The organism is Rhodospirillales bacterium, assembly GCA_016699855.1.
In the GTDB taxonomy this organism is placed as follows: domain Bacteria; phylum Pseudomonadota; class Alphaproteobacteria; order Reyranellales; family Reyranellaceae.
Map to the genome: position 1 here is coordinate 4,923,307 of CP064988.1, position 18,800 is coordinate 4,942,106.

An 18,800-nucleotide genomic window follows, 5' to 3' on the forward strand; every position below is an offset into this window, starting at 1 on the left:
AAGATCCTTCGACTTCGGCGCTCCGCGCCTGCGCTCAGGATGACGGTTGAGATGCGGTGCGAGCGCGTTCGAGGGCATGTTCCTCCACCGCCCCGCCCCGCGAAGGGGCGACGGCCGCCGCCGCTCACTCCGCCCGCATCGCGGGGGCGTCGAGGTCGCGCACCTTCTCGGCGCCGGCGTAGAGGATGCGGGTCTGACGGTCGACCAGGTCGGCGTGGTAGGCGACCGCCGCCGGATCGAACTCGGCGCGGGGCGAGGGGTCGCGGTCGAAATTTCCGTGGGCGTCGACGCCGCGCACCAGCATGGCGCTGTCGCGCACCGGCGTGAGCTGCCGCACGTGCGTGGGGATGTAGCGCACGGCGTAGCCGATGCGGCGGTGGGCGGCGCGGTTGGGCGCCGAGCCGTGGATCAGCCGGACGTGGTGCAGCGAGATCTCGCCCGGCCGCAGGACGATGTCGACGGCCTTCGATTCGTCGACCTCGACCTCGATCTCCTGGCCGCGGCTCAGCAGGTTGCGCTCGTCGAACGTGTCCTTGTGCGCGATCTGCTCGCCGTGGGTGCCGGGCATCACGCGCATGCAGCCGGACTCCACGGTGCTGGGCGTGAAGGCGATCCACGCCGTGACGATCTCCGGCTTCGACAGGCCCCAGTAGGTCAGATCCTGGTGCCAGCTCACGAAGCTGGGGTCGCGCGCGCCCTTGGTGAAGAAGCCGCTGCCCCAGGCGAGGATGTCGGGGCCGATGATGTCCTCGACCGCGTCGAGCACGGCGGGGTGGCGCACCAGATCCTCGAGCCACGGCACCAGCAGATGCGGTTTCATGTTCGTTTTGCGCGAGATCGCGCCGCCCTCGCGCGCCTCCATGGCGCGCAGCCGGCGCTCGCATTGCGCGGCGTCGTCCTCCGACATGACGCGGATGGGAAAGTGGAAGCCGTCGCGGTGGTAGGCCGCGACCTGCGCCTCGGTCAGCGCCTTGGGCATGGCGGGAACTCCCTGCTGATGGCGGCGTGTCGTCCGCGGCGATCATGTCGCGCGGTCGGCGCCGGCGCGAGTCCTTCGTCGGCCCGGCATCCCCGCGGCGTCCCGGCACGCGTCATGCCCCCTCGCCCCGCGAAGACGGGGAGACGGCCGGGGTGAGGGGCTTCCCATTGACGCCGGGTTGGGCGGGGCCGGTGGAAGCGACCGCCCGGCCGGGCGCCGCGAAGCGCCTCACCTTCCCACGCCGTCGGCGCGGGCCCGTTCCTCTCCCCGCCTGCGCGGGGCGAGGAGAACCCTCGGCCGCGCGGACGGGGGAGGTTGGCACTCCTCAGCCCCTCAGATGGCAGGCGACCCAGTGGCCGGCGCTGGACTGCTTGAGCGTCGGGCTCTCGGTGGCGCAGAGCGGCAGCTTGCGGATCGGGCAGCGGGTGTGGAAGTGGCAGCCGGGCGGCGGGTTGATCGGGCTGGGCACGTCGCCCTCCAGCCGGATGCGCTGGCGCTTGACGCTGGGATCGGGGATCGGCACGGCCGAGAGCAGCGCCTCTGTGTAGGGGTGCAGCGGGTTCGCGTAGAGGTCCTTGGCCGGCGCGATCTCGACGATGCGCCCGAGGTACATGACGGCGACGCGGGTGCTGATGTGCTCGACCACGCTGAGGTCGTGGGCGATGAACAGGTAGGTGAGGCCGAACTTCTCCTGCAGGTCCTCGAGCAGGTTGATGACCTGGGCCTGGATCGAGACGTCGAGCGCCGACACCGGCTCGTCGCACACGATCAGCTTGGGCGAGACGGCGAGCGCGCGGGCGATGCCGATGCGCTGGCGCTGGCCGCCGGAGAACTCGTGCGGGAAGCGGCGCATGTGGTCGGCGTTGAGCCCGACCGTCTCCAGCAGCTCGGCGACGCGCTCGTCGTAGGCGGCGCGGTCCTTGGCCAGGCCGTGGATGGTCAGCGCCTCGCCGATGATGGCGCCCACCGTCATGCGCGGGTTGAGCGAGGCGTAGGGGTCCTGGAAGATGATCTGCATGTCGCGGCACAGGGCGCGCAGGTCGCTCTTGCCGAGCGCGCCCATGTCCTTGCCCTCGAACCACACCTCGCCCGAGCTCGGCTCGATCAGGCGCAGGATGCAGCGGCCGGTGGTCGACTTGCCGCAGCCCGACTCGCCCACCAGCCCCAGCGTCTCGCCGGCCGCCAGCTCGAAGCTGACGCCGTCGACGGCGTGCACGCGGCCGACCTCGCGCGACAGCAGGCCGCCCTTGATCGGGAAGCGTTTGACGAGGTCCTTGACGCGCAGCAGGGGTTCGCTCATCGGGGCGCGGTCCTCGGGACGGTCAGTAGAGCACGCAGGCCACCTTGTGGCCCGGTTCGATCTCGCGCAGCGGCGGCTCGGCCGCCACGCAGTCCGGCCGCGCGAACTTGCAGCGCGCCGCGAAGCGGCAGCCCGGCGGCGGGCTGAGCAGGCTGGGCACCGCGCCGGGGATCGACTCCAGCCGCGCCTGGCGGCCGGCGGTGCGGTCGATGCGCGGGATCGAGCGGATCAGCCCCTGCGTGTACGGGTGGCGCGGATCGCCGAACAGCGCCCGCACCGGCGCCTCCTCGACCACCTTGCCGGCGTACATGACCACGACGCGCTGGCAGGTCTCGGCCACCACGCCCATGGCGTGCGTGATCAGCATGATCGCCATGCCGAGCTTGTCCTTCATCTCCTGCATCAGCTCGAGGATCTGCGCCTGGATGGTGACGTCGAGCGCGGTGGTCGGCTCGTCGGCGATCAGCAGCGTCGGCTCGCACGACAGCGCCATCGCGATCATCACGCGCTGGCGCATGCCGCCGGAGAACTGGTGCGGGTAGTCGTGGATGCGGCGCGACGGGTTGGGGATGTTGACCAGCCCCAGCATGTCGGCGGCGGCGGCCAGCGCCTGCTTGCGCGACAGCTTGCGGTGCAGCTCGATGACCTCGGCGATCTGGTCGCCCACCGTGTAGACGGGGTTCAGCGACGTCATCGGCTCCTGGAAGATGATCGCGATCTCGCGCGCGCGCACGCGGTTCATCCCGGCCTCGTCGACCGGGATCAGGTCGCGGCCGCGCCACAGGATCTGGCCGGCCTCGAAGCGGCCCGGCGGCATGTCGATCAGCTTCAGCACCGAGCGCGCGGTCACGGTCTTGCCGCAGCCCGACTCGCCCACCACGCCCAGCGTCTCGCCGGCGTCGATCCGCAGGTCGACGCCGTCGACGGCGCGGACCATGCCGTCGTCGGTCTTGAACCAGGTCTTCAGTCCGCGGATGTCCAGCAGGGTCTCGGCCACGATGCGCGCGCTCACAGGACGCGGCGCGGATCGAGCGCGTCGCGCAGCCCGTCGCCGATGAAGTTGATGGTGATGACGGCGAGGAAGATGGCGGCGCCGGGGAACAGCACCCAGTGGGGCGCGAAGTCGAGGTAGTCCTTGGCGTCGCGCAGCATGCTGCCCCAGGTTGGGATGTCGGACGGGAAGCCCAGCCCGAGGAACGACAGCGTCGATTCCGCGATGATGGCGGCCGCCACGTCGATCGTGCCGGCGACGATCACCGGGCCGAGCGCGTTGGGCAGGATGTGGTGCGTCACGGTACGCGGCGTCGAGGCGCCCAGCGCGCGCGCGGCCTCGACGAACTCCTTCTCGCGCAGCGACAGGAACTGCGCCCGCACCAGCCGCGCCACCTGCATCCAGCGCAGGCCGCCGATCACCGCCACGATCAGGATGAAGGCGCCGCCCTCCGGCCCCATCACCGATTTCACGGAGTCGCGGAACAGGTAGATCAGCAGCAGCAGCAGCGGCAGCAGCGGCAGCGCCAGGAACAGGTCGGTGAGCCACATCAGCGCTGCGTCGACCCAGCCGCTGGCCATGCCGGCGATGGCGCCGACCAGCACGCCGACCACGACCGCCACGACCATCGCCGCCAGACCGACCGCCAGCGAGATTCGGCCGCCGTAGAGCAGGCGCGCCAGCAGGTCCTGGCCGAGGTCGTCGGTGCCCAGCGGATGCGCCCACGAGGGCCCCTTGAGCTTGTGGGCGAAGTCGATGTCGTTGATCGCCACCGGCCAGAGGAACGGACCGAGGATCACGGCCACGATCAGCGTCAGCAGGATGACGGCGCTCGCGACCGCGAGCCGGTGCTTGCGGAAGCGGCGCCACGCCTCGCCGGCCGGCGTGAGCGGCCGGCTCCGGCGCGCCGCCGACGCGGCCGGCGCCACCGCGTCAGCGGTAGGCGATGCGGGGGTCGAGCCAGCCATAGAGGATGTCCGCGATGAGGTTGAACAGGACCACAAGACAGGCGAACACGAAGGTGACCGCCATCACGACCGGGGTGTCGTTGGCCAGCATCGAGGCGATCAGCAGCGAGCCGATGCCGGGGACGCGGAAGATCTGCTCGGTGACGATGGCGCCGCCGAACACGACGGGCAGCTGGAGCGCCACCAGCGTGACGACCGGGATCAGGGCGTTGCGCACGACGTGCTTGGTGATGACCTTGCGCTCGCCGATGCCCTTGGAGCGCGCCGTGGTCACGTAGTCGAGCTTGATCACGTCGAGCACCGAGGAGCGCACGTAGCGCACCAGCGAGGCGCCCTGGAACAGGCCCAGCACCATCACCGGCATGATCGCCTGGCGGACGTGCTCCCAGTAGAACCGCCAGCCCGTCGCGTCGATGTTGGCGCGGTAGACGAAGGGCAGCCAGTCGAGCTGCACCGAGAACACCAGGATGAACAGCAGGCCGGTGAAGAAGGTCGGCAGCGAGAAGCCGACGAAGGCCAGCGTGTTGGCGATCTGGTCGAACAGCGAGTAGGGCTTGGTCGCCGCGAGCACGCCGATCGGCAGCGCCACGAGGATGGCGAGGACCTGCGAGGAGCCGATCACGATCAGCGTCACCGGCAGCCGCTGGAGGATCAGGTCGTCGACGTCGATGCGGCTGACGAAGGAGAAACCCCAGTCGCCCTGCAGCATCGCCGCGAGCCAGTGGACGTAACGGGTCCACACCGGGTCGTCGAGGCCGAACTTGGCGCGCAGCGCCGCGCGCACCTCCGGCGGCACCGCCGGGTTGGTGGCCAGCTCCTCGAACGGATCGCCCGGCGCCAGCGCCAGGATGCAGAACAGCACGAGGCTGATCCCGAGCAGGCTCGGGATCGCGATCAGCAGGCGGCGGATGATGTATGGCGCGGGACCACGGGGACGCCGGGGTCCCCGCCCGGCCGGCGCGGCGGCCGATCACGCTTCCTTGAACCAGTCGGACAGGTCGGACGTGTTGTTGTCCCAGCCGCTGATGTTGGCGTTGAGCTTGGTGCCCAGCGCCGCCACGCCCGGTCGCTGCACGACGCCGAGCACGACCTGGTTCTGGACGACGAGGTCGTTCATCTTGATGAACATCGCCGTCCGCTTGACAGCGTCGAGCTCGGACTCCGAGGCGCGGAACAGCTTGTCGTACTCCTCGTTGCGCCAGCGGGTGATGTTGCGACCCTGCCACTTGTTCTCCTTCGTGGCGACCTCCCAGCTCGTGAACTGGTTCATGAAGAGCTGCGGATCGGGCTGCGTCATCGTCGTCGTGTACATCTGCAGGTCGCAGTAGAACTTGGTGTAGGTGTCCGGGTTGGAGACGTCGGACGAGAAGAACACCGAGGCCGTCACCGACTTCAGCTCGATGTCGATGCCCGCCTTCTGCGCCGCCTGCTTGATGATCGCCTGCGTCTTCTGGCGCGGCTGGTTGATCGAGGTCTGGAAGACAAGCTTCAGCTTCTTGCCGTCCTTCGCCCGGATGCCGTCGGCGCCCTTCTTCCAGCCGGCCTTCTCCAGCAGGTCGGCGGCCTTCTCGACGTTGAACTCGACCGGGTTGGCCTTCGAGCGGAACTTCGCGGGGTTGTTCAGGAAGTCGCGCGTCGCGGGCCCGGTGCGGCCGTAGATGTGCTGCTCGATCGACTTGTTGTCGATGATCAGCGCGATCGCCTGGCGCACCGCCTGGTCGCCGAGGATCGGGTGCTTGGTCTTGGCGCTGGCGCGCTCGCCGTCGACCTCGGTCCACGGGTCGGTGGTGTTGAGCTGCATGTGCTCGATGTTGCCGCCCGGCGTGACCAGGACGCGGCCCTTGCCGCCCTTCTCGAGCCGGCTGAGGATCTCGTCCTCGACCTGCATGTTCCAGGCGAAGTCGTATTCGCCGGTCTGCAGCACCGCGCGCGCCGCCGACACCGCGTCGCCGCCGCCCTTCATCTCGATGGCGTCGAAGTACGGCTTGTTGGCCTGGTGGTAGTCGGGGTTGATGACGCCGGTGACGAGGTCGGCCGGCTTGAAATCCTTGAACAGGTAGGGACCGGTGCCGACCGGCTTGAGGTTGGTCGGGGCGTCGCGCGACTTGGCGCCGATGAAGTCCTGGAAAAGGTGCTTCGGGATCAGCATGCCGCGGGTGCCGACCAGCGCGTCGGCCCAGAACGGCGTCGGCTTCTGGAACTTCACGACCACGGTGTAGGTGTCGACCTTCTCGACGACCACGTCCTTGTACGAGCCGACGGTCACCGCGGCGGTCGCGGGATCCTTCGCGTACTGCCAGTTGAACACGCAGTCGTCGGCGGTGAACGGCTTGCCGTCGTGCCACTTCACGTTCTGCTTCAATTTCCAGGTCACCGACTTGCCGTCGGCCGCCAGCCCGCCATTCTCGCGGCTGGGAATCTCCGCTGCCAGCATCGGCCTGAGGTTGCTCTCGGCGTCCCACGCGGCCAGCGGCTCGTAGAACAGGCGCGAACCGTCCTGGTCCTTGGTGCCGACGGCGAAGTGCGGATTGAGCAGGGTCGGGCCCTGCCACCACAGCACCTTGAGCGTGCCGCCGCCGCCGCGCTTGGTCGGCTTGTAGGCCGACGGCGCCTGCGCCATGGCCACGCCGGAGTAGGCCAGAAGCTGCGTCGCCATCGGCGCCGTCACGCCGACCGCCAGCATCCGGTTCACGAAACCGCGGCGCGATAGCCGGCCGGTCTTGACCTTGCCGATAAGGCCTCGGATCTCACGTTCGTCCATAGAAACCCCCTTGCCGTTGGCGCTTCGTGCCACGCGCGCCGTTCCGCGGACCTGCGGACGGCGTTCTTTGCGAAGCCGTATCAAGTGCATGGCGAATCGCGTCCGTCAACGCGCTATCGACGCGCGGCGGGCGTTTACGGATGCGGTATGATGCCCCGCCATCCGTCCGTGATATACGCAGAGCCGATGATGTCCCCAGCCGCCGCCACCGATCCCGTCCGTCCCGTCGCCGTCGTCACCGGCGCCAGCCGAGGGCTCGGCCGCGGCGTCGCCCGCGTGCTCGGCGAGGCCGGTTGCGTCGTCTACGTCACCGGCCGAAGCAGCGACGCGGGTCCGACCACGGAGGGTCTGCCCGGCACGATCGAGCGCACCGCCAAGGAGGTCGACGAGCGCGGCGGGCAGGGGATCGCGGTCCGCTGCAACCACGCCGACGAGACCCAGGTGCGGTCGCTGTTCGAGACGGTCGGCCGCGACCACGGCAGGATCGACATCCTCGTCAACAACGCCTGGGGTGGATACGAGAGCCATCCCGGCGCCGAGTTCACGCGCCCGCTGTGGCAGCAGGAGCACGCCGCCAACTGGGGCGGCATGTTCGACCGCGGCCTGAAGGCGACGTTCCTGTCGTCGCGCCACGCCGCGCCGCTGCTGACGTCGAGCCGCGCCCGCACGGGTCCGCGGCTGGTCGTCAACACGCTGGCCTGGGCGTTCGACGAGTATCTCGGCAACCTCTACTACGACGTCGCCAAGGCGGCCGTGATCCGGCTGACCGCGGGGCTGGCGCGGGAGCTGGCGGCGAGCGACGTGGCCGTGGTCGCGCTGGCGCCGGGCTTCGTGCGCACGGAGCGCGTCGAGAAGGCGCTCGCCGGCGATCCGGCGACGCTGGCGACGACCGAGTCGCCGGAATACGCCGGCCGCGCCGTGGCGATGCTGGCCGGCGATCCCGGCGTGATGGAGAAGAGCGGCCGTCTGCTGACGGTCGGCGATCTCGCCCGCGAGTACCACTTCGCCGATCTCGACGGCCGGCAGCCGGCGGCGTTCCGCCTGGCGTAGGCCGGCTCACGGCGTCGGCGGATCCGCGACGCGGGCCGCCCCGCCGGCGCGACGGCAGGGAGGACCCGATGTCGTGGGAACTGTGGGCGGCGCTGCTCGCGGCGCTGCTGGGACTGGTGCACCTCTCCGCGGCGGCCTTCTCGTTCAAGGCGCAGGTCGGCAACCGCTACGCGGCCGGCCCGCGCGACGAGGATCTGCGGCCGACGGGCGTCGCGGCCCGCCTCCATCGCGCCCACGCGAACTTCCTCGAGACCTTCGCCTATTTCGCCGTCTGCGCCGTCGTCGTCCACGTCACCGGTTCCTCCGGCGCCCTCAGCCAGACCGGCTGCGCGATGTATCTCGCCGGCCGCGCCGCCTATCTGCCGCTCTACGCCGCCGGAATCCCGTGGATCCGGTCGCTGTGCTGGAACGCCGCGACGCTCGGACTGGTGCTCGTCGGCGCGCAGGCCGTCGTGCGAGCCTGATGACGGTGGTGTCCGCCCGGCCCGGAACGGGCGGCGGCGATTGACAAGGCGCGACGCGGCCGATTTGCTCCGCCGCTCATGAACGGCGGGAGGGACGACGTGGCTGATTTGAGGAACGACACGGCGAAGTTCAGGATCGTGTCGCCGGGCGCCATGCCGGGCGACGACTACGCCTACGAGATGGAGGCGTTGCGGGCGCTCGACGTCGCGATCGTCGGTCTGCCGGCCTCGGCCACCGACGACGAGGTCATCGCCGAGGCGCGCGACGCCGACGCGATCTACCTCCAGCGCCGCAAGCTGCCGAAGGTCGTGATCGACAGCCTGACGCGCTGCAAGGCGATCTCGCTGGGCAGCGTCGGCGTCGATTCGTGCGACGTCGCGGCGGCCACGGCGCGCGGCATCCCCGTCACCAACGTGCCCGACACCTTCATCGAGGAGGTCGCCGACCACGCCATGACGCTGCTGCTGGGCATGTTCCGCCGGCTGGTCGAGCAGGACCGCATGGTGCGCGAGGGCCGCTGGTCGGAGGGCCGGCCGGCGCTCTACAAGTTCCCGCGCCTGATGGGACAGACGCTCGGCCTGATCGCCTTCGGCCACGTCGCCCGCGCGGTGGCCAAGCGCGCCAAGCCGTTCGGTCTGCGCGTCATCGCCTACGACCCCTACGTCGAGGAGCTGGTGATGAGCGAGCACGGCGTCGAGCCGGCCAGCCTCGACGAGGTGCTGTCGCAATCCGACATCGTCTCGATGCACGCGCCGGCGACCGCCGACGCGCAGCGCATGCTGCGCGAGGAGCATTTCCGGCGCATGAAGCCGACGGCGCTGTTCATCAACACCGGCCGCGGGCCGACCGTGGACGAGGCGGCGCTGATCAAGGCGCTCGAGGAGGGCTGGATCGCCGGCGCCGGCCTCGACGTGCTGGAGGTCGAGCCGGTCAAGCCGGACAACCCACTGCTCAAGATGGACAACGTGATCCTGACCGCGCACGTCGCCTCGGCCTCGGCGCGCTTCGATCCGGCTCGCCGCCGCCGCGTCGGCCAGGAGCTGGCCTCCATCCTCACCGGCCGCTGGCCGCGCTCCTGCGTCAATCCCTCGGTGCTGGAGAAAGGCGGGCTGACGCGCTGGCAGCCCTATTCGATGGAGCGCGGCCCCGGCAACTGACGGCCGCGCGCGTCAGCAGACGCGGTAGCGGTCGACGGCGGCGCGATCGAGTTCGACTCCCAGCCCCGGGCCCGACGGAAGGACGAGGTGACCGTCCTCCAGCCGGGGCGGATTCAGCGCCAGCTCCTCGCGCAGCGCGTTGCGGCTCATGTCGTATTCGACCAGCACGGGATAGGGCGGGTTGTCGGTGTGCGGGCTCACCGGCAGCGCGGCGACGAAATGCAGCGCCGCGGCCAGCCCGACGGCGCCGCCCCACACGTGCGGCGAGACGCGCAGGTTGGACGACTGCGCCAGGAACGCGATCCGCTTCGCCTCCGTCAGGCCGCCGGTGGCGGGGATCGACGGCTGCACGATGTCGACGCCGCGCGCGTCGATCAGGAGCTTGAAGTCGCGCGTGGCGTACAGCGCCTCGCCGGCGGCGATCGGCAGCGGCGCCCGCGCCCGCAGCTCGGCGTAGCCGCGGATATCCGACGGCGGCAGCGGCTCCTCGACCCAGTGGATGCCGTACGGCTCGATGGCGCGCATCGATTCAAGCGCCAGGTCGACGGTGTAGTTGCCGTTGACGTCGACGATCAGCAGCGCGTCGGGGCCGAGCATGCCGCGCGCCAGCTTGACGCGGGCGGCGTCGTCGCGCGCGCCGCGGCCGATCTTGATCTTGGCGCCGAGGTAGGGATGGGCGCGCACGCGCTCCATCTGGTGCTCGAGCTGGTTCTCCGGATCCTTCGAGAAGAACCCGGTCGAGGCGTAGACGGGCAGGCGTTCGGCGCGGCAGCCGCCGAGCAGGTCGCAGACGCGCACGCCGAAGGTCCGGCCGATGGCGTCGAACAGGGCGGTGTTGATCCCGGCGAGGCAGGCCGTGAGCTGGTTCTGGACCCCGAGATGGTAGAGCCGGTTGCGCAGCTCGGCCTCGACGTGGTCGAAATCGAACACGCTGCGTCCCGCGAAGAACGGCTCGACCATCGCGAAGTAGTCGCGGCCCACCAGCGGATTGCCGAACGCCTCGCCGATTCCGACGACGCCGTCGCTGGTCTCGACCTCGACGAGGCCGCCGGGCCGGCGGTGGCCGCCGCCGCGCGACATGCCGTAGGCCTTTTCCGGCGGCAGGACGAACTCCAGTCCGGTGAAGGAGAGGCGGCGGATCGTCGGCATGGTCGCTCCCGGTTGCTGGCGTCGCGCCATCCTGCGTCGGCGGCGCGCCGCGGGGAAGACGCCGGCGCCCCGCTACCGCGTGCCGTACATGCGGTCGCCGGCGTCGCCGAGGCCGGGGACGATGTAGGCGTGGTCGTTGAGCCGCTCGTCGATGGCGGCGACGGTGACCGGCACGTCGGGATGCGCCGCGCCGAACGCCGCGACGCCCTCCGGCGCCGCCAGCACGCAGAGCAGCTTGATGCGGCGCACGCCGGCGCCCTTCAGCAGGTCGACGGCGGCGATCGACGAGTTGGCGGTCGCCAGCATCGGATCGCACACCAGCGCCAGACGCTCGGCGGCGTCCTCGGGCATGCGGAAGTAGTACTCGACCGCGGCCTTCGTCTCGGGATCGCGGTAGAGGCCGATATGGCCGACGCGGGCCGAGGGGACGAGGTCGAGCAGCCCGTCGGCCAGTCCGAGCCCGGCGCGCAGGATCGGCACGATCACCAGCTTCTTGCCGTCGATGAACGGCGCGTCCATGGCCGCCACCGGCGTCTCGATGCGCTGGCGCGTGAGCGGCAGGTCGCGCGTCACCTCGTATCCCAGCAGCAGCGCGATCTCGCGCAGCAGGCGGCGGAAATTGGTGGTCGAGGTCTCGCGGTCGCGCAGGATGCTGAGCTTGTGCTGGACCAGCGGGTGGTCGACGACGGTGACGTTGGGAGCGGGCATCGCGGATCCTCGCGGTTCAGAACACGGTGCCGTCGCTGGCGACGGCGATGGGCGGGGCGCCGCCGGCACGGCGTTGGGCTGCCAGCCGGCGGCCGGCCAGCCAGGTGCCGCCCTCCAGCACCTTGACCAGCGGCAGCGCCTCGGCGTCGAGGCCGAGATGCAGGCGGACGTGCGCCGCGATGTCGTCGAGCAGCGCCACCGTGAGCGCGCGCCACTCGACGACCGCCTCGTCGCCGGGCGGCAACGGTGTGGTCAGCAGCTCGCGGCGCTTGACGCGCAACGCGCCGCAATCGACCAGGAGGCCGCCGTTGCGGTACTCCGGCAGGCCGGTCAGCGCGTCGAGGTCGACCACGCGGATGCCGGCCTCCTCCAGCGGCTCGACCAGCGAGTAGGCGAGCCATTGCGAGAGCTTGTGGAACGGCACGAGACCGTCGGTGCGGTCGCGCGCGCGCGCGGCGGGATGGCGCCAGACGTCGCCCAGCGGCACGCCGTCGATGTCGAGCCGGGACGGCCAGATGCCGAGAAGACGTCGAGCAGGGCGGCGAGGATCGCGGCCGCCGGCAGGACTCCCGCCTCGGCGCGCGCCGCGAGATGGTCGAAGAGGGTTCCCAGCCGCGCGCCGGCGCCGAACACGTCCGGCCGCGACCGCGCGACGGCGCCGAGCGACGCGATCAGGGCCGCCCGGCCGTCGAGGCCGACCAGCGGATTGCCGGGCGCGACCTGGAACGCGGTCGCGAGCGCGCCGGCGGAGAAACGCTCCAGCGCCTCGGCGTCGGCGCGCAGCGGCGCCGCCGGATCGTTGGAGAACGCGCCGCCGCGGTAGAGGTCGAAGCTGGCGACGGCCAACCCCTCGGAGCGCGTGAACGTCGCGCCGCCGTCGGACTCGCGGTAGCGCCAGTCGGCGCCGGCGCCGGCGTCGAGCAGGACAGACGTGATCGCCAGCTCGACGCGGACGCGGCCGCGCTCGGCGGGGTCCACGCCCCCCAGCGTCGCGGCGAGGCCGCGCCACCGGTCGCGGCCGCCGACCTCGAAATGCCGCCAGCGGGCGTGGAACGGCACCCGCTGTGGATCGGGGAAGCGTTCGCGCATCACCGCCAGGGTGGCGCGCACGGCGGCCTCCAGCCCGTTGGCGTCGAGCGCGAAATGCGGCGAGCGTCCGTCCTCGACGTGGCGGCGGACCAGCGCGGCGCGCGCGCGGATCGTCGCCGGCGCGCGCATCAGCGCGATGGCCGAGGCCACCAGCGGCGGGACGCAGGCGACGCTCACTCCGCCAGTCCCCGGCCTTTCGCTTTGAGCAGCTCGGCGGCGTCCGGCGCGGCGGCGGTGAAATAGCCGGCGGCCTTCTTGGCGTCCATCTCGACCTGGGCGTCGGGCGGGATCAGGCCCTCGGGGATCGCGACCTGCTCGACGATCTCGACGCCCATGTCGCGCAGCGCGCCCGACTTCATGTTGCTCATCGAGGCGAAGCGGTCGATGCGCGCGATGCCCAGCCAGTGGAACACGTCGGGCATGAGCTGCTGGAAGCGCATGTCCTGGACGCCGGCGACGCATTCCGTGCGCTCGAAGTAGCGCGCCGCGCTGTCGCCGCCGGCCTGCCGCTTGCGCGCGTTGTAGACGAGGAACTTGGTGACCTCGCCCAGCGCGCGGCCCTCCTTGCGATTGTAGACCACGACGCCGACGCCGCCGCGCTGGGCCTCCTCGACGCACAGCTCCATGCCGTGCGCGAGGTAGGGCCGGCAGGTGCAGATGTCGGAGCCGAACACGTCGGAGCCGTTGCATTCGTCGTGCACGCGGCAGGCGATGCGCGTCTGCGGCCGGCCGAGTTTGGAGACGTCGCCGAAAAAATAGAGCGTCATGCCGCCGATCGGCGGCAGGAACGCCTTCAGGTCCGGTCGCGTGACCAGTTCCGGGTACATGCCGCCGGTCTGCTCGAACAGCGCGCGGCGCAGCGCGGTCTCGGCGATGGCGAACCGCTCGGCGACGCCGGGCAGCCACCACACCGGCTCGATCGCCGCCTTGGTGACGCGCACGTCGCCGGAATCGAGCAGGACGTCGCCGTCCGGGATCAGCCGGCCGGCGGCGACCGCGTCGCGGATCTCCGGCATGCCGACATGGGCCTTGGTGACGGCGATGGTCGGGCGGACGTCGAGGCCCCGCGCCAGCTCGCCGGCGAACACGTCGGCCACCATGTGGCCCCAGGGATCGAACGACACGATCCTCGCCGGGTCGGCCCAGCCGGGAAACGGCCCGATGCGCGCCGCCGGCGCGGTGTCGGTGAGGTCGGCCTTGTGGTTGCGGTCGAGCGTCCGCGAGGCGACGGCGAGGGCGCGGTAGATTCCGTAGGAGCCGGAGTGCGTGCCGATGGCGTTGCGCCGCTCCGGGCTGGTCAGGGTGGCGACCACCGGGCCGCGCTCGACCGCCGTGGGCGCGCCCCAGCGCAGCGGCGGCGGGCGCGTGGCGCCGGAAAGCGGATGGGATGTCAGGCGGATGTGTCGGCGCGCGGGCTGCGCTTCGCTGGAAGCGGGTGTGGGCGGCGGGTCGACGGCGTTCATTCTTGGCCTTCCACGGTGCAACCCCGGAAAGCGACGCAGTCTACCACGCTGTGGATAAATGTCGACGCGGAACCCGTCCGGGGCGGGAATTGCCGCGCTCCGGCGATGCGGACATACTTCGCGCAGGGAGGTATCCGACATGGCCAAAGCAGCGAAACGCGCGGTCCGAAAGACCGCCACCCGCAAACCCGCCAGCCGCAAGCCGCCGGCGCGGAAGCCGGCCGCGAAGCCGGCGCGCCGGGCGACGCCGCGCAAGACCCTGATGGGCAAGGCCGCGGGGGGCAAGGCCGCGCCGAAGGCGAAGGCGGCGGCGCTGGCGCGGCAGGTCGTGGTCAGCCACGCCGCCGCCGATTCCTTCGCGCCGGACGGGCTGCGGCCGTTCTTCGAGTACCGCGACCTCGGGTTGATGGGCGTGACCGGCGGGCGGGTGCACGCCCATGTCATCCGCGCCCGGCCGGGCATGCACGCCGACGCGCCGCGGCACTGGCACGATCTGGATTTCCAGTTCGTCTACGTGCTCAAGGGCTGGGTGAAGTTCCACTACGAGGGCTACGGCGACGTGACGCTCGAGGCCGGCTCGATGGTCTACCAGCCGCCGCGCATCAAGCATAAGGAGATCGCGCACTCCGACGATCTCGAGCTGATCGAGATCACCAGCCCCGGCGAATTCGCGACCCACGCGGTGGAGTAGGACGCGCGGGCGCCGCGTCTCACCGAAGCCGCATCGGCGACAACGCGGCTTCCGCGACGCCCAGCGCCGTGATGTCGGCCGGCAGCCCGTCGCCCAGCGCCAGCGCGGCGCTGAGGCGGCCCATCGCCGGCGCGCTCTGGATGCCGTAGCCGCCCTGGCCGGCGAGCCAGAAGAACCCGTCGGCGCCGGGCTCGTAGCCGGCCACGAAGGTCTTGTCCTTCACGAAGCTGCGCAGGCCGGCCCATTTGTTGCGGATGCGCCGGATCTCGAGGGTCGTCGCCGTCTGGATGCGGTCGACGGCGATGGCGATGTCGATCTCCTCCGGCTGCGCGTCGCACGGCTCGCTCGGCGTCTCGTCCGCCGGCGAGCCGAGGAATTGCCCGACCTCCGGCTTGAAATAGAACGTCTCCGCGATGTCGACGACGATGGGCATGCGCGCGATGTCGAGCCCCGGCGGCGCGTCGAAGGTGAAGGCCGTGCGCCGCTTCGGCACCAGCCCGACCGGCTTCACACCGGCCATCGCCGCGAGCGCGTCGCACCACGCGCCGGCGGCGTCGATGATCGCGCCGGCGACGACCGTGTCGCCGTCGGCCAGCCGCACGAGCCACTTGCCGTCGCGGCGGTCGAGGCCGACGACCTCCGACTTGAGACGCAGGGTCGCGCCGGCGGCGCGGGCGCCGCGCAGGAAGCCGGCGTGGATGGCGGCCACGTCCATGTCCTCGGCGTCGGGTTCGAACACGCCGCCGTCGACGTAGTCGGCGCGCAGCAGCGGGCACAGCGCCAGCGCCTCGGCCTTGTCGACGCGGCGCACGCTGGCGACCAGCGCGTTGAACTCCCTGTGCGCCGAATCCAGCGCCGCGCGCTCGTCGGCGCGGCCGGCGAACAGCGCCCCGCGCGGCGACAGCAGCGGGACGTCGGCGAAGCCGGCCGGCGGGTCGCGGTAGAACGGGCCGCTGGCGACGGTGATGGCGCGGATCGCGGCGCCGCCGTAGGTCTCGCTGTACAGCGCCGCCGAGCGGCCGGTGGTGTGGTAGGCGGCCACATGCTCGCGCTCGAGGATCGCGACGCGCGCCCTCGGCGCCAGGAAGTACGCGCAGGAGACGCCGGCGATGCCGGCGCCGACGATGGCGAAATCGACTTCGGTCACTTCTTCTTCCGTGCGGTGCGCGCGCCGTCCGCGGCGATTGCCCGCCGGCGTCCCGCTTGCGATAGTCCGCGCGCGAACGGAGGGCAACGATGAATATCGCTTCGCTGCTGATCAAATCGGCGCAGGCGTTCCCCGAACTGACGGCCCTGGCGAAGGGGCCGGCGCCGCACCTGTCCTACCGCGCGCTGCTGCGCCGCGTGTCGGTGATGGCGACGCATCTGCGGCACCGCTTCGGCCTGGCGCCGGGCGACCGCGTGGCGCTGGCGACGACCAACTGCGTGGAGTCGCTGGAGGCGATGTACGCCATCTGGCACGCCGGGCTGTGCGCCGTGCCGATGAACGCCAAGCTGCATCCCAAGGAGTTCGCCTTCATCCTCGGCGACAGCGGCGCGCGCGTGTGCTTCGTGACGCCGGACCTCGCCGAGGCGATCGCCTCGGTGAAGGACGAGTGCCCGGCGCTGGAGCGCGTCGTCGACGTCACCACGCGCGACTACACGTTCATGGCGGTGGGCGATCCGGTCGCGCTGCACGACGCGAGGCCGACGGATCCGGCGTGGCTGTTCTACACCTCGGGCACGACGGGCCGGCCGAAGGGCGCGACGCTGACGCACCGCAACCTGCTGACGATGACGTTCAACTACTACGCCGACATCGACCGGCCGGCGCCCGGCGAGTCGCTGCTGCACGTCGCGCCGGTCAGCCATGGTTCCGGCCTGTGGACCTTCCCGATGCTGGCGCGCGGCGTCGTCCAGGTGTTCCCGGAGAGCGGCCGCTACGAGGTGCCGGAGACGGTCGAGCTGATCAACCGCTGGCCCGGCGCGAACGTCTTCCTGGCGCCGACCATGGTGAAGCGGCTGATCGATTCGCCGTCCGCCGCCGATCTGCGGCCCGGCGCGCTGCGCACCATCACCTATGGCGGCGCGCCGATGTACGTCAGCGACCTCAAGAAGTCGCTCGACCTGCTGGGCGACGTGATGATCCAGCTCTACGGGCAGGGCGAGAGCCCGATGACGATCACCCATCTCAGCCGCGCCCAGCACGCCGACCGGACGCATCCCCGCTGGGAGCAGCGGCTGGCGTCGGCCGGCCTGCCGGATTCCTGCGTCGAGGTCCGCGTCGTCGACGAGGACGGCCGGCCGGTGCCGACGGGCGAAACCGGCGAGATCATCGTCCGGGGCGACGTCGTGATGACCGGCTACTGGCGCAACGAAGCGGCGACCGCGCGCTCGTTGCGCGACGGCTGGCTGTGGACCGGCGACGTGGGGTGTTTCGACGACGACGGCTTCCTGACGCTGAAGGACCGCTCCAAGGACATGATCATCTCCGGCGGCTCCAACATCTATCCGCGCGAGATCGAGGACGTGCTCAACGCGCATCCCGCCGTGCTGGAGTGCTCCGTGGTCGGCCGGCCGCATCCCGAGTGGGGCGAGGAGGCGGTTGCCTTCGTCGTGGCGCGCGAGGGCCGCAGCGTGACCCCGGCCGAGCTCGACCAGCTCTGCCTCGACAACATCGCGCGCTACAAGCGGCCGAAGGACTACCGCTTCATCGACGCGCTGCCGAAGAACAACTACGGCAAGATCCTCAAGACCGATCTGAGGACCCGCCTCTAAGCAACGCAGCCGCGCGCCGCGGGGTTTCCGCCGGCGTGGCGGCGTCCGCTATGCTCGACCCCGAATGAACCAAATGACCACGGATTGGAAACGATGAAGGCGTCGCTGTTCTACCTGCCGACGGTCGGCGACCGGTCGCAGATCGAGGCCGGCATGGTCGGTCTGCGCGGCGACCTCTACCAGCAGATGCTACGCGAGGTGTCGGAGCAGGTGCGGCTGGCCGACGACGTCGGCTATGATTCGGTCAGCTTCACCGAGCACCATTTCCACATCGAGGGGTTCGAGCTGTCGAACAACCCCGTGCTGCTCGACCTCTACGTCGCGATGCAGACCAAGCGCATCCGCGTCGGCCAGCTCGGCATCGTGCTGCCGGCCAGCAATCCGATCCGCGTCGCCGAGGACATCGCGATGCTCGACCACATGAGCGGCGGCCGCGCCTGCGCCGGCTTCGCGCGCGGCTACCAGCGGCGCTGGGTCGACACCATGGCGCAGCAGACCCACGGCATCCACGGCGCCCTGCCGCACCAGCACGACGAGATCGACGCGGCCAACCGCGAGGCGTTCGAGGAGTGCTTCCAGATCATCAAGAAGGCGTGGACCGAGCCGATGCTGGCCCACCAGGGCAAGTACTGGAAGATCCCGCCGGGCCCGACGCCGTGGGACCTCGAGACGACGAGGAACTGGGGCGCCGGCGTCGAGAACGGGATCCTCAAGGCGGTGGGCGTCGTGCCCAAGCCGCTGCAGAAGCCGCATCCACCCGTGTTCCAGCCCTTCGCCTCCTCGGAGAACAGCATCCGCTGGTGCGCGCGCGAGGGCGTGACCGCGATCCTGCCGCCGATGCGGCAGGAGCTCGAGGAGCAGTTGTTCGACGTCTACGCCAGCGTGTCCGGAAAGCCGCGCGGCGACGGGCTCGGGCTGCTGCGCGACGTCATCATCGCCGACACGGAGGAGGAGGCGGTCGCGCTGTGGAAGGACTCCGCGACCTTCACCGGCAACGCGTGGTTCGTGCCGTTCGGCTTCCGCAAGGGCATGATCGACCCGAAGACCGGAAACGCGCCGGCGCCGGAGGAGGCGATCGCCAACGGCTACGCCTTCGTCGGCACGGTCGATTCGGTGACGCGCCTGCTGGAGAACACCAAGAAGCGCCTGCCGGTGAACTGGATCTTCGCCTGGACCTACAACGCGCTGATCCCGCATGCCAAGCTGATGAAGTCGCTGGAACTGTTCCACACCAAGGTCCTGCCGCGCGTGGCGTAGGCGGGACGCCGACAC

Annotated in this window: 16 protein-coding genes and 1 pseudogene; 6 read left to right on the forward strand and 11 right to left on the reverse strand. The window is 70.9% G+C overall.

The window, feature by feature from the left end; translation table 11 throughout:
- Window positions 1–124: 124 nt before the first annotated feature.
- The 6 genes from IPK81_23405 to IPK81_23430 form a co-directional block, all read right to left on the reverse strand.
- Window positions 125–979, reverse strand: coding sequence for a phytanoyl-CoA dioxygenase family protein (locus IPK81_23405; protein QQS12390.1), 855 nt, complete (start codon window positions 977–979; stop codon window positions 125–127).
- Between the two features lie 325 nt (window positions 980–1,304).
- Complete coding sequence (locus IPK81_23410; GenBank protein ID QQS12391.1) at window positions 1,305–2,279, reverse strand: dipeptide ABC transporter ATP-binding protein; 975 nt, start codon at window positions 2,277–2,279, stop codon at window positions 1,305–1,307.
- Between the two features lie 22 nt (window positions 2,280–2,301).
- The gene (locus tag IPK81_23415; GenBank protein QQS15240.1) at window positions 2,302–3,216 is read right to left on the reverse strand and encodes an ABC transporter ATP-binding protein; all 915 of its coding nucleotides are present in this window, start codon (window positions 3,214–3,216) and stop codon (window positions 2,302–2,304) included.
- Between the two features lie 71 nt (window positions 3,217–3,287).
- Window positions 3,288–4,238, reverse strand: a complete 951-nt coding sequence (locus IPK81_23420; GenBank protein ID QQS12392.1) for an ABC transporter permease — start codon at window positions 4,236–4,238, stop codon at window positions 3,288–3,290.
- Window positions 4,204–5,151 carry an ABC transporter permease gene (locus tag IPK81_23425; GenBank protein ID QQS15241.1) on the reverse strand — a complete coding sequence of 316 codons (948 nt, stop codon included), beginning with the start codon at window positions 5,149–5,151 and terminating at the stop codon, window positions 4,204–4,206. Before IPK81_23425 ends, IPK81_23420 begins: the two co-directional genes overlap by 35 nt.
- A gap of 57 nt (window positions 5,152–5,208) precedes the next feature.
- Window positions 5,209–6,999 carry a peptide ABC transporter substrate-binding protein gene (locus tag IPK81_23430; GenBank protein QQS12393.1) on the reverse strand — a complete coding sequence of 597 codons (1,791 nt, stop codon included), beginning with the start codon at window positions 6,997–6,999 and terminating at the stop codon, window positions 5,209–5,211.
- A 189-nt stretch (window positions 7,000–7,188) separates the two neighbouring features.
- On the opposite strand from IPK81_23430, the gene IPK81_23435 reads away from it, so the two are divergent.
- From IPK81_23435 to IPK81_23445, 3 genes are all read left to right on the forward strand, one after another.
- Window positions 7,189–8,049 carry an SDR family NAD(P)-dependent oxidoreductase gene (locus tag IPK81_23435; GenBank protein QQS12394.1) on the forward strand — a complete coding sequence of 287 codons (861 nt, stop codon included), beginning with the start codon at window positions 7,189–7,191 and terminating at the stop codon, window positions 8,047–8,049.
- A 68-nt stretch (window positions 8,050–8,117) separates the two neighbouring features.
- Window positions 8,118–8,513: an MAPEG family protein gene (locus IPK81_23440; GenBank protein ID QQS12395.1), complete on the forward strand. Its 396-nt coding sequence runs from the start codon at window positions 8,118–8,120 to the stop codon at window positions 8,511–8,513.
- Between the two features lie 78 nt (window positions 8,514–8,591).
- Window positions 8,592–9,671 carry a C-terminal binding protein gene (locus IPK81_23445; GenBank protein ID QQS12396.1) on the forward strand — a complete coding sequence of 360 codons (1,080 nt, stop codon included), beginning with the start codon at window positions 8,592–8,594 and terminating at the stop codon, window positions 9,669–9,671.
- A gap of 12 nt (window positions 9,672–9,683) precedes the next feature.
- Here IPK81_23445 and IPK81_23450 read toward each other — a convergent pair whose 3' ends face one another.
- From IPK81_23450 to IPK81_23465, 4 genes and pseudogenes are all read right to left on the reverse strand, one after another.
- Window positions 9,684–10,820, reverse strand: coding sequence for a mandelate racemase/muconate lactonizing enzyme family protein (locus IPK81_23450; GenBank protein QQS12397.1), 1,137 nt, complete (start codon window positions 10,818–10,820; stop codon window positions 9,684–9,686).
- Between the two features lie 72 nt (window positions 10,821–10,892).
- Window positions 10,893–11,528 (reverse strand): uracil phosphoribosyltransferase, encoded by a 636-nt coding sequence (upp, locus tag IPK81_23455; GenBank protein ID QQS12398.1) that lies wholly within the window; start codon window positions 11,526–11,528, stop codon window positions 10,893–10,895.
- Window positions 11,529–11,544: 16 nt separating this feature from the next.
- Window positions 11,545–12,746 (reverse strand): annotated as a pseudogene (locus tag IPK81_23460) (URC4/urg3 family protein).
- Window positions 12,747–12,790: 44 nt separating this feature from the next.
- Window positions 12,791–14,080 (reverse strand): GTP cyclohydrolase II, encoded by a 1,290-nt coding sequence (locus IPK81_23465; protein QQS12399.1) that lies wholly within the window; start codon window positions 14,078–14,080, stop codon window positions 12,791–12,793.
- A gap of 262 nt (window positions 14,081–14,342) precedes the next feature.
- Here IPK81_23465 and IPK81_23470 point away from each other — a divergent pair, with 262 nt between their 5' ends.
- Window positions 14,343–14,771, forward strand: coding sequence for a cupin domain-containing protein (locus IPK81_23470; GenBank protein QQS15242.1), 429 nt, complete (start codon window positions 14,343–14,345; stop codon window positions 14,769–14,771).
- Window positions 14,772–14,790: 19 nt separating this feature from the next.
- On the opposite strand, the gene IPK81_23475 is transcribed toward IPK81_23470, so the two are convergent.
- Window positions 14,791–15,918, reverse strand: a complete 1,128-nt coding sequence (locus tag IPK81_23475) for an FAD-binding oxidoreductase (GenBank protein QQS12400.1) — start codon at window positions 15,916–15,918, stop codon at window positions 14,791–14,793.
- Between the two features lie 89 nt (window positions 15,919–16,007).
- Here IPK81_23475 and IPK81_23480 point away from each other — a divergent pair, with 89 nt between their 5' ends.
- Entirely contained in the window at window positions 16,008–17,528 is a 1,521-nt protein-coding gene (locus IPK81_23480) for an AMP-binding protein (protein QQS12401.1), read from the forward strand.
- A 93-nt stretch (window positions 17,529–17,621) separates the two neighbouring features.
- On the forward strand, window positions 17,622–18,785 hold the full coding sequence (locus IPK81_23485) for an LLM class flavin-dependent oxidoreductase (protein ID QQS12402.1): 1,164 nt from the start codon (window positions 17,622–17,624) through the stop codon (window positions 18,783–18,785).
- The last annotated feature ends 15 nt before the right edge of the window (window positions 18,786–18,800 follow it).

Excerpts from the sequence above, each read along its gene's own strand:
- IPK81_23405 (QQS12390.1), bottom strand. The coding sequence starts at position 979 with ATGCCCAAGGCGCTGACCGAGGCGCAGGTCGCGGCCTACCACCGCGAC.
- IPK81_23410 (QQS12391.1), bottom strand. The coding sequence starts at position 2,279 with ATGAGCGAACCCCTGCTGCGCGTCAAGGACCTCGTCAAACGCTTCCCG.
- IPK81_23415 (QQS15240.1), bottom strand. The coding sequence starts at position 3,216 with ATGGTCCGCGCCGTCGACGGCGTCGACCTGCGGATCGACGCCGGCGAG.
- IPK81_23420 (QQS12392.1), bottom strand. The coding sequence starts at position 4,238 with ATGGCTGGCTCGACCCCCGCATCGCCTACCGCTGACGCGGTGGCGCCG.
- IPK81_23430 (QQS12393.1), bottom strand. The coding sequence starts at position 6,999 with ATGGACGAACGTGAGATCCGAGGCCTTATCGGCAAGGTCAAGACCGGC.
- IPK81_23435 (QQS12394.1), top strand. The coding sequence starts at position 7,189 with ATGTCCCCAGCCGCCGCCACCGATCCCGTCCGTCCCGTCGCCGTCGTC.
- IPK81_23440 (QQS12395.1), top strand. The coding sequence starts at position 8,118 with ATGTCGTGGGAACTGTGGGCGGCGCTGCTCGCGGCGCTGCTGGGACTG.
- IPK81_23445 (QQS12396.1), top strand. The coding sequence starts at position 8,592 with ATGAACGGCGGGAGGGACGACGTGGCTGATTTGAGGAACGACACGGCG.
- IPK81_23450 (QQS12397.1), bottom strand. The coding sequence starts at position 10,820 with ATGCCGACGATCCGCCGCCTCTCCTTCACCGGACTGGAGTTCGTCCTG.
- upp (QQS12398.1), bottom strand. The coding sequence starts at position 11,528 with ATGCCCGCTCCCAACGTCACCGTCGTCGACCACCCGCTGGTCCAGCAC.
- IPK81_23465 (QQS12399.1), bottom strand. The coding sequence starts at position 14,080 with ATGAACGCCGTCGACCCGCCGCCCACACCCGCTTCCAGCGAAGCGCAG.
- IPK81_23470 (QQS15242.1), top strand. The coding sequence starts at position 14,343 with ATGGGCAAGGCCGCGGGGGGCAAGGCCGCGCCGAAGGCGAAGGCGGCG.
- IPK81_23480 (QQS12401.1), top strand. The coding sequence starts at position 16,008 with ATGAATATCGCTTCGCTGCTGATCAAATCGGCGCAGGCGTTCCCCGAA.
- IPK81_23485 (QQS12402.1), top strand. The coding sequence starts at position 17,622 with ATGAAGGCGTCGCTGTTCTACCTGCCGACGGTCGGCGACCGGTCGCAG.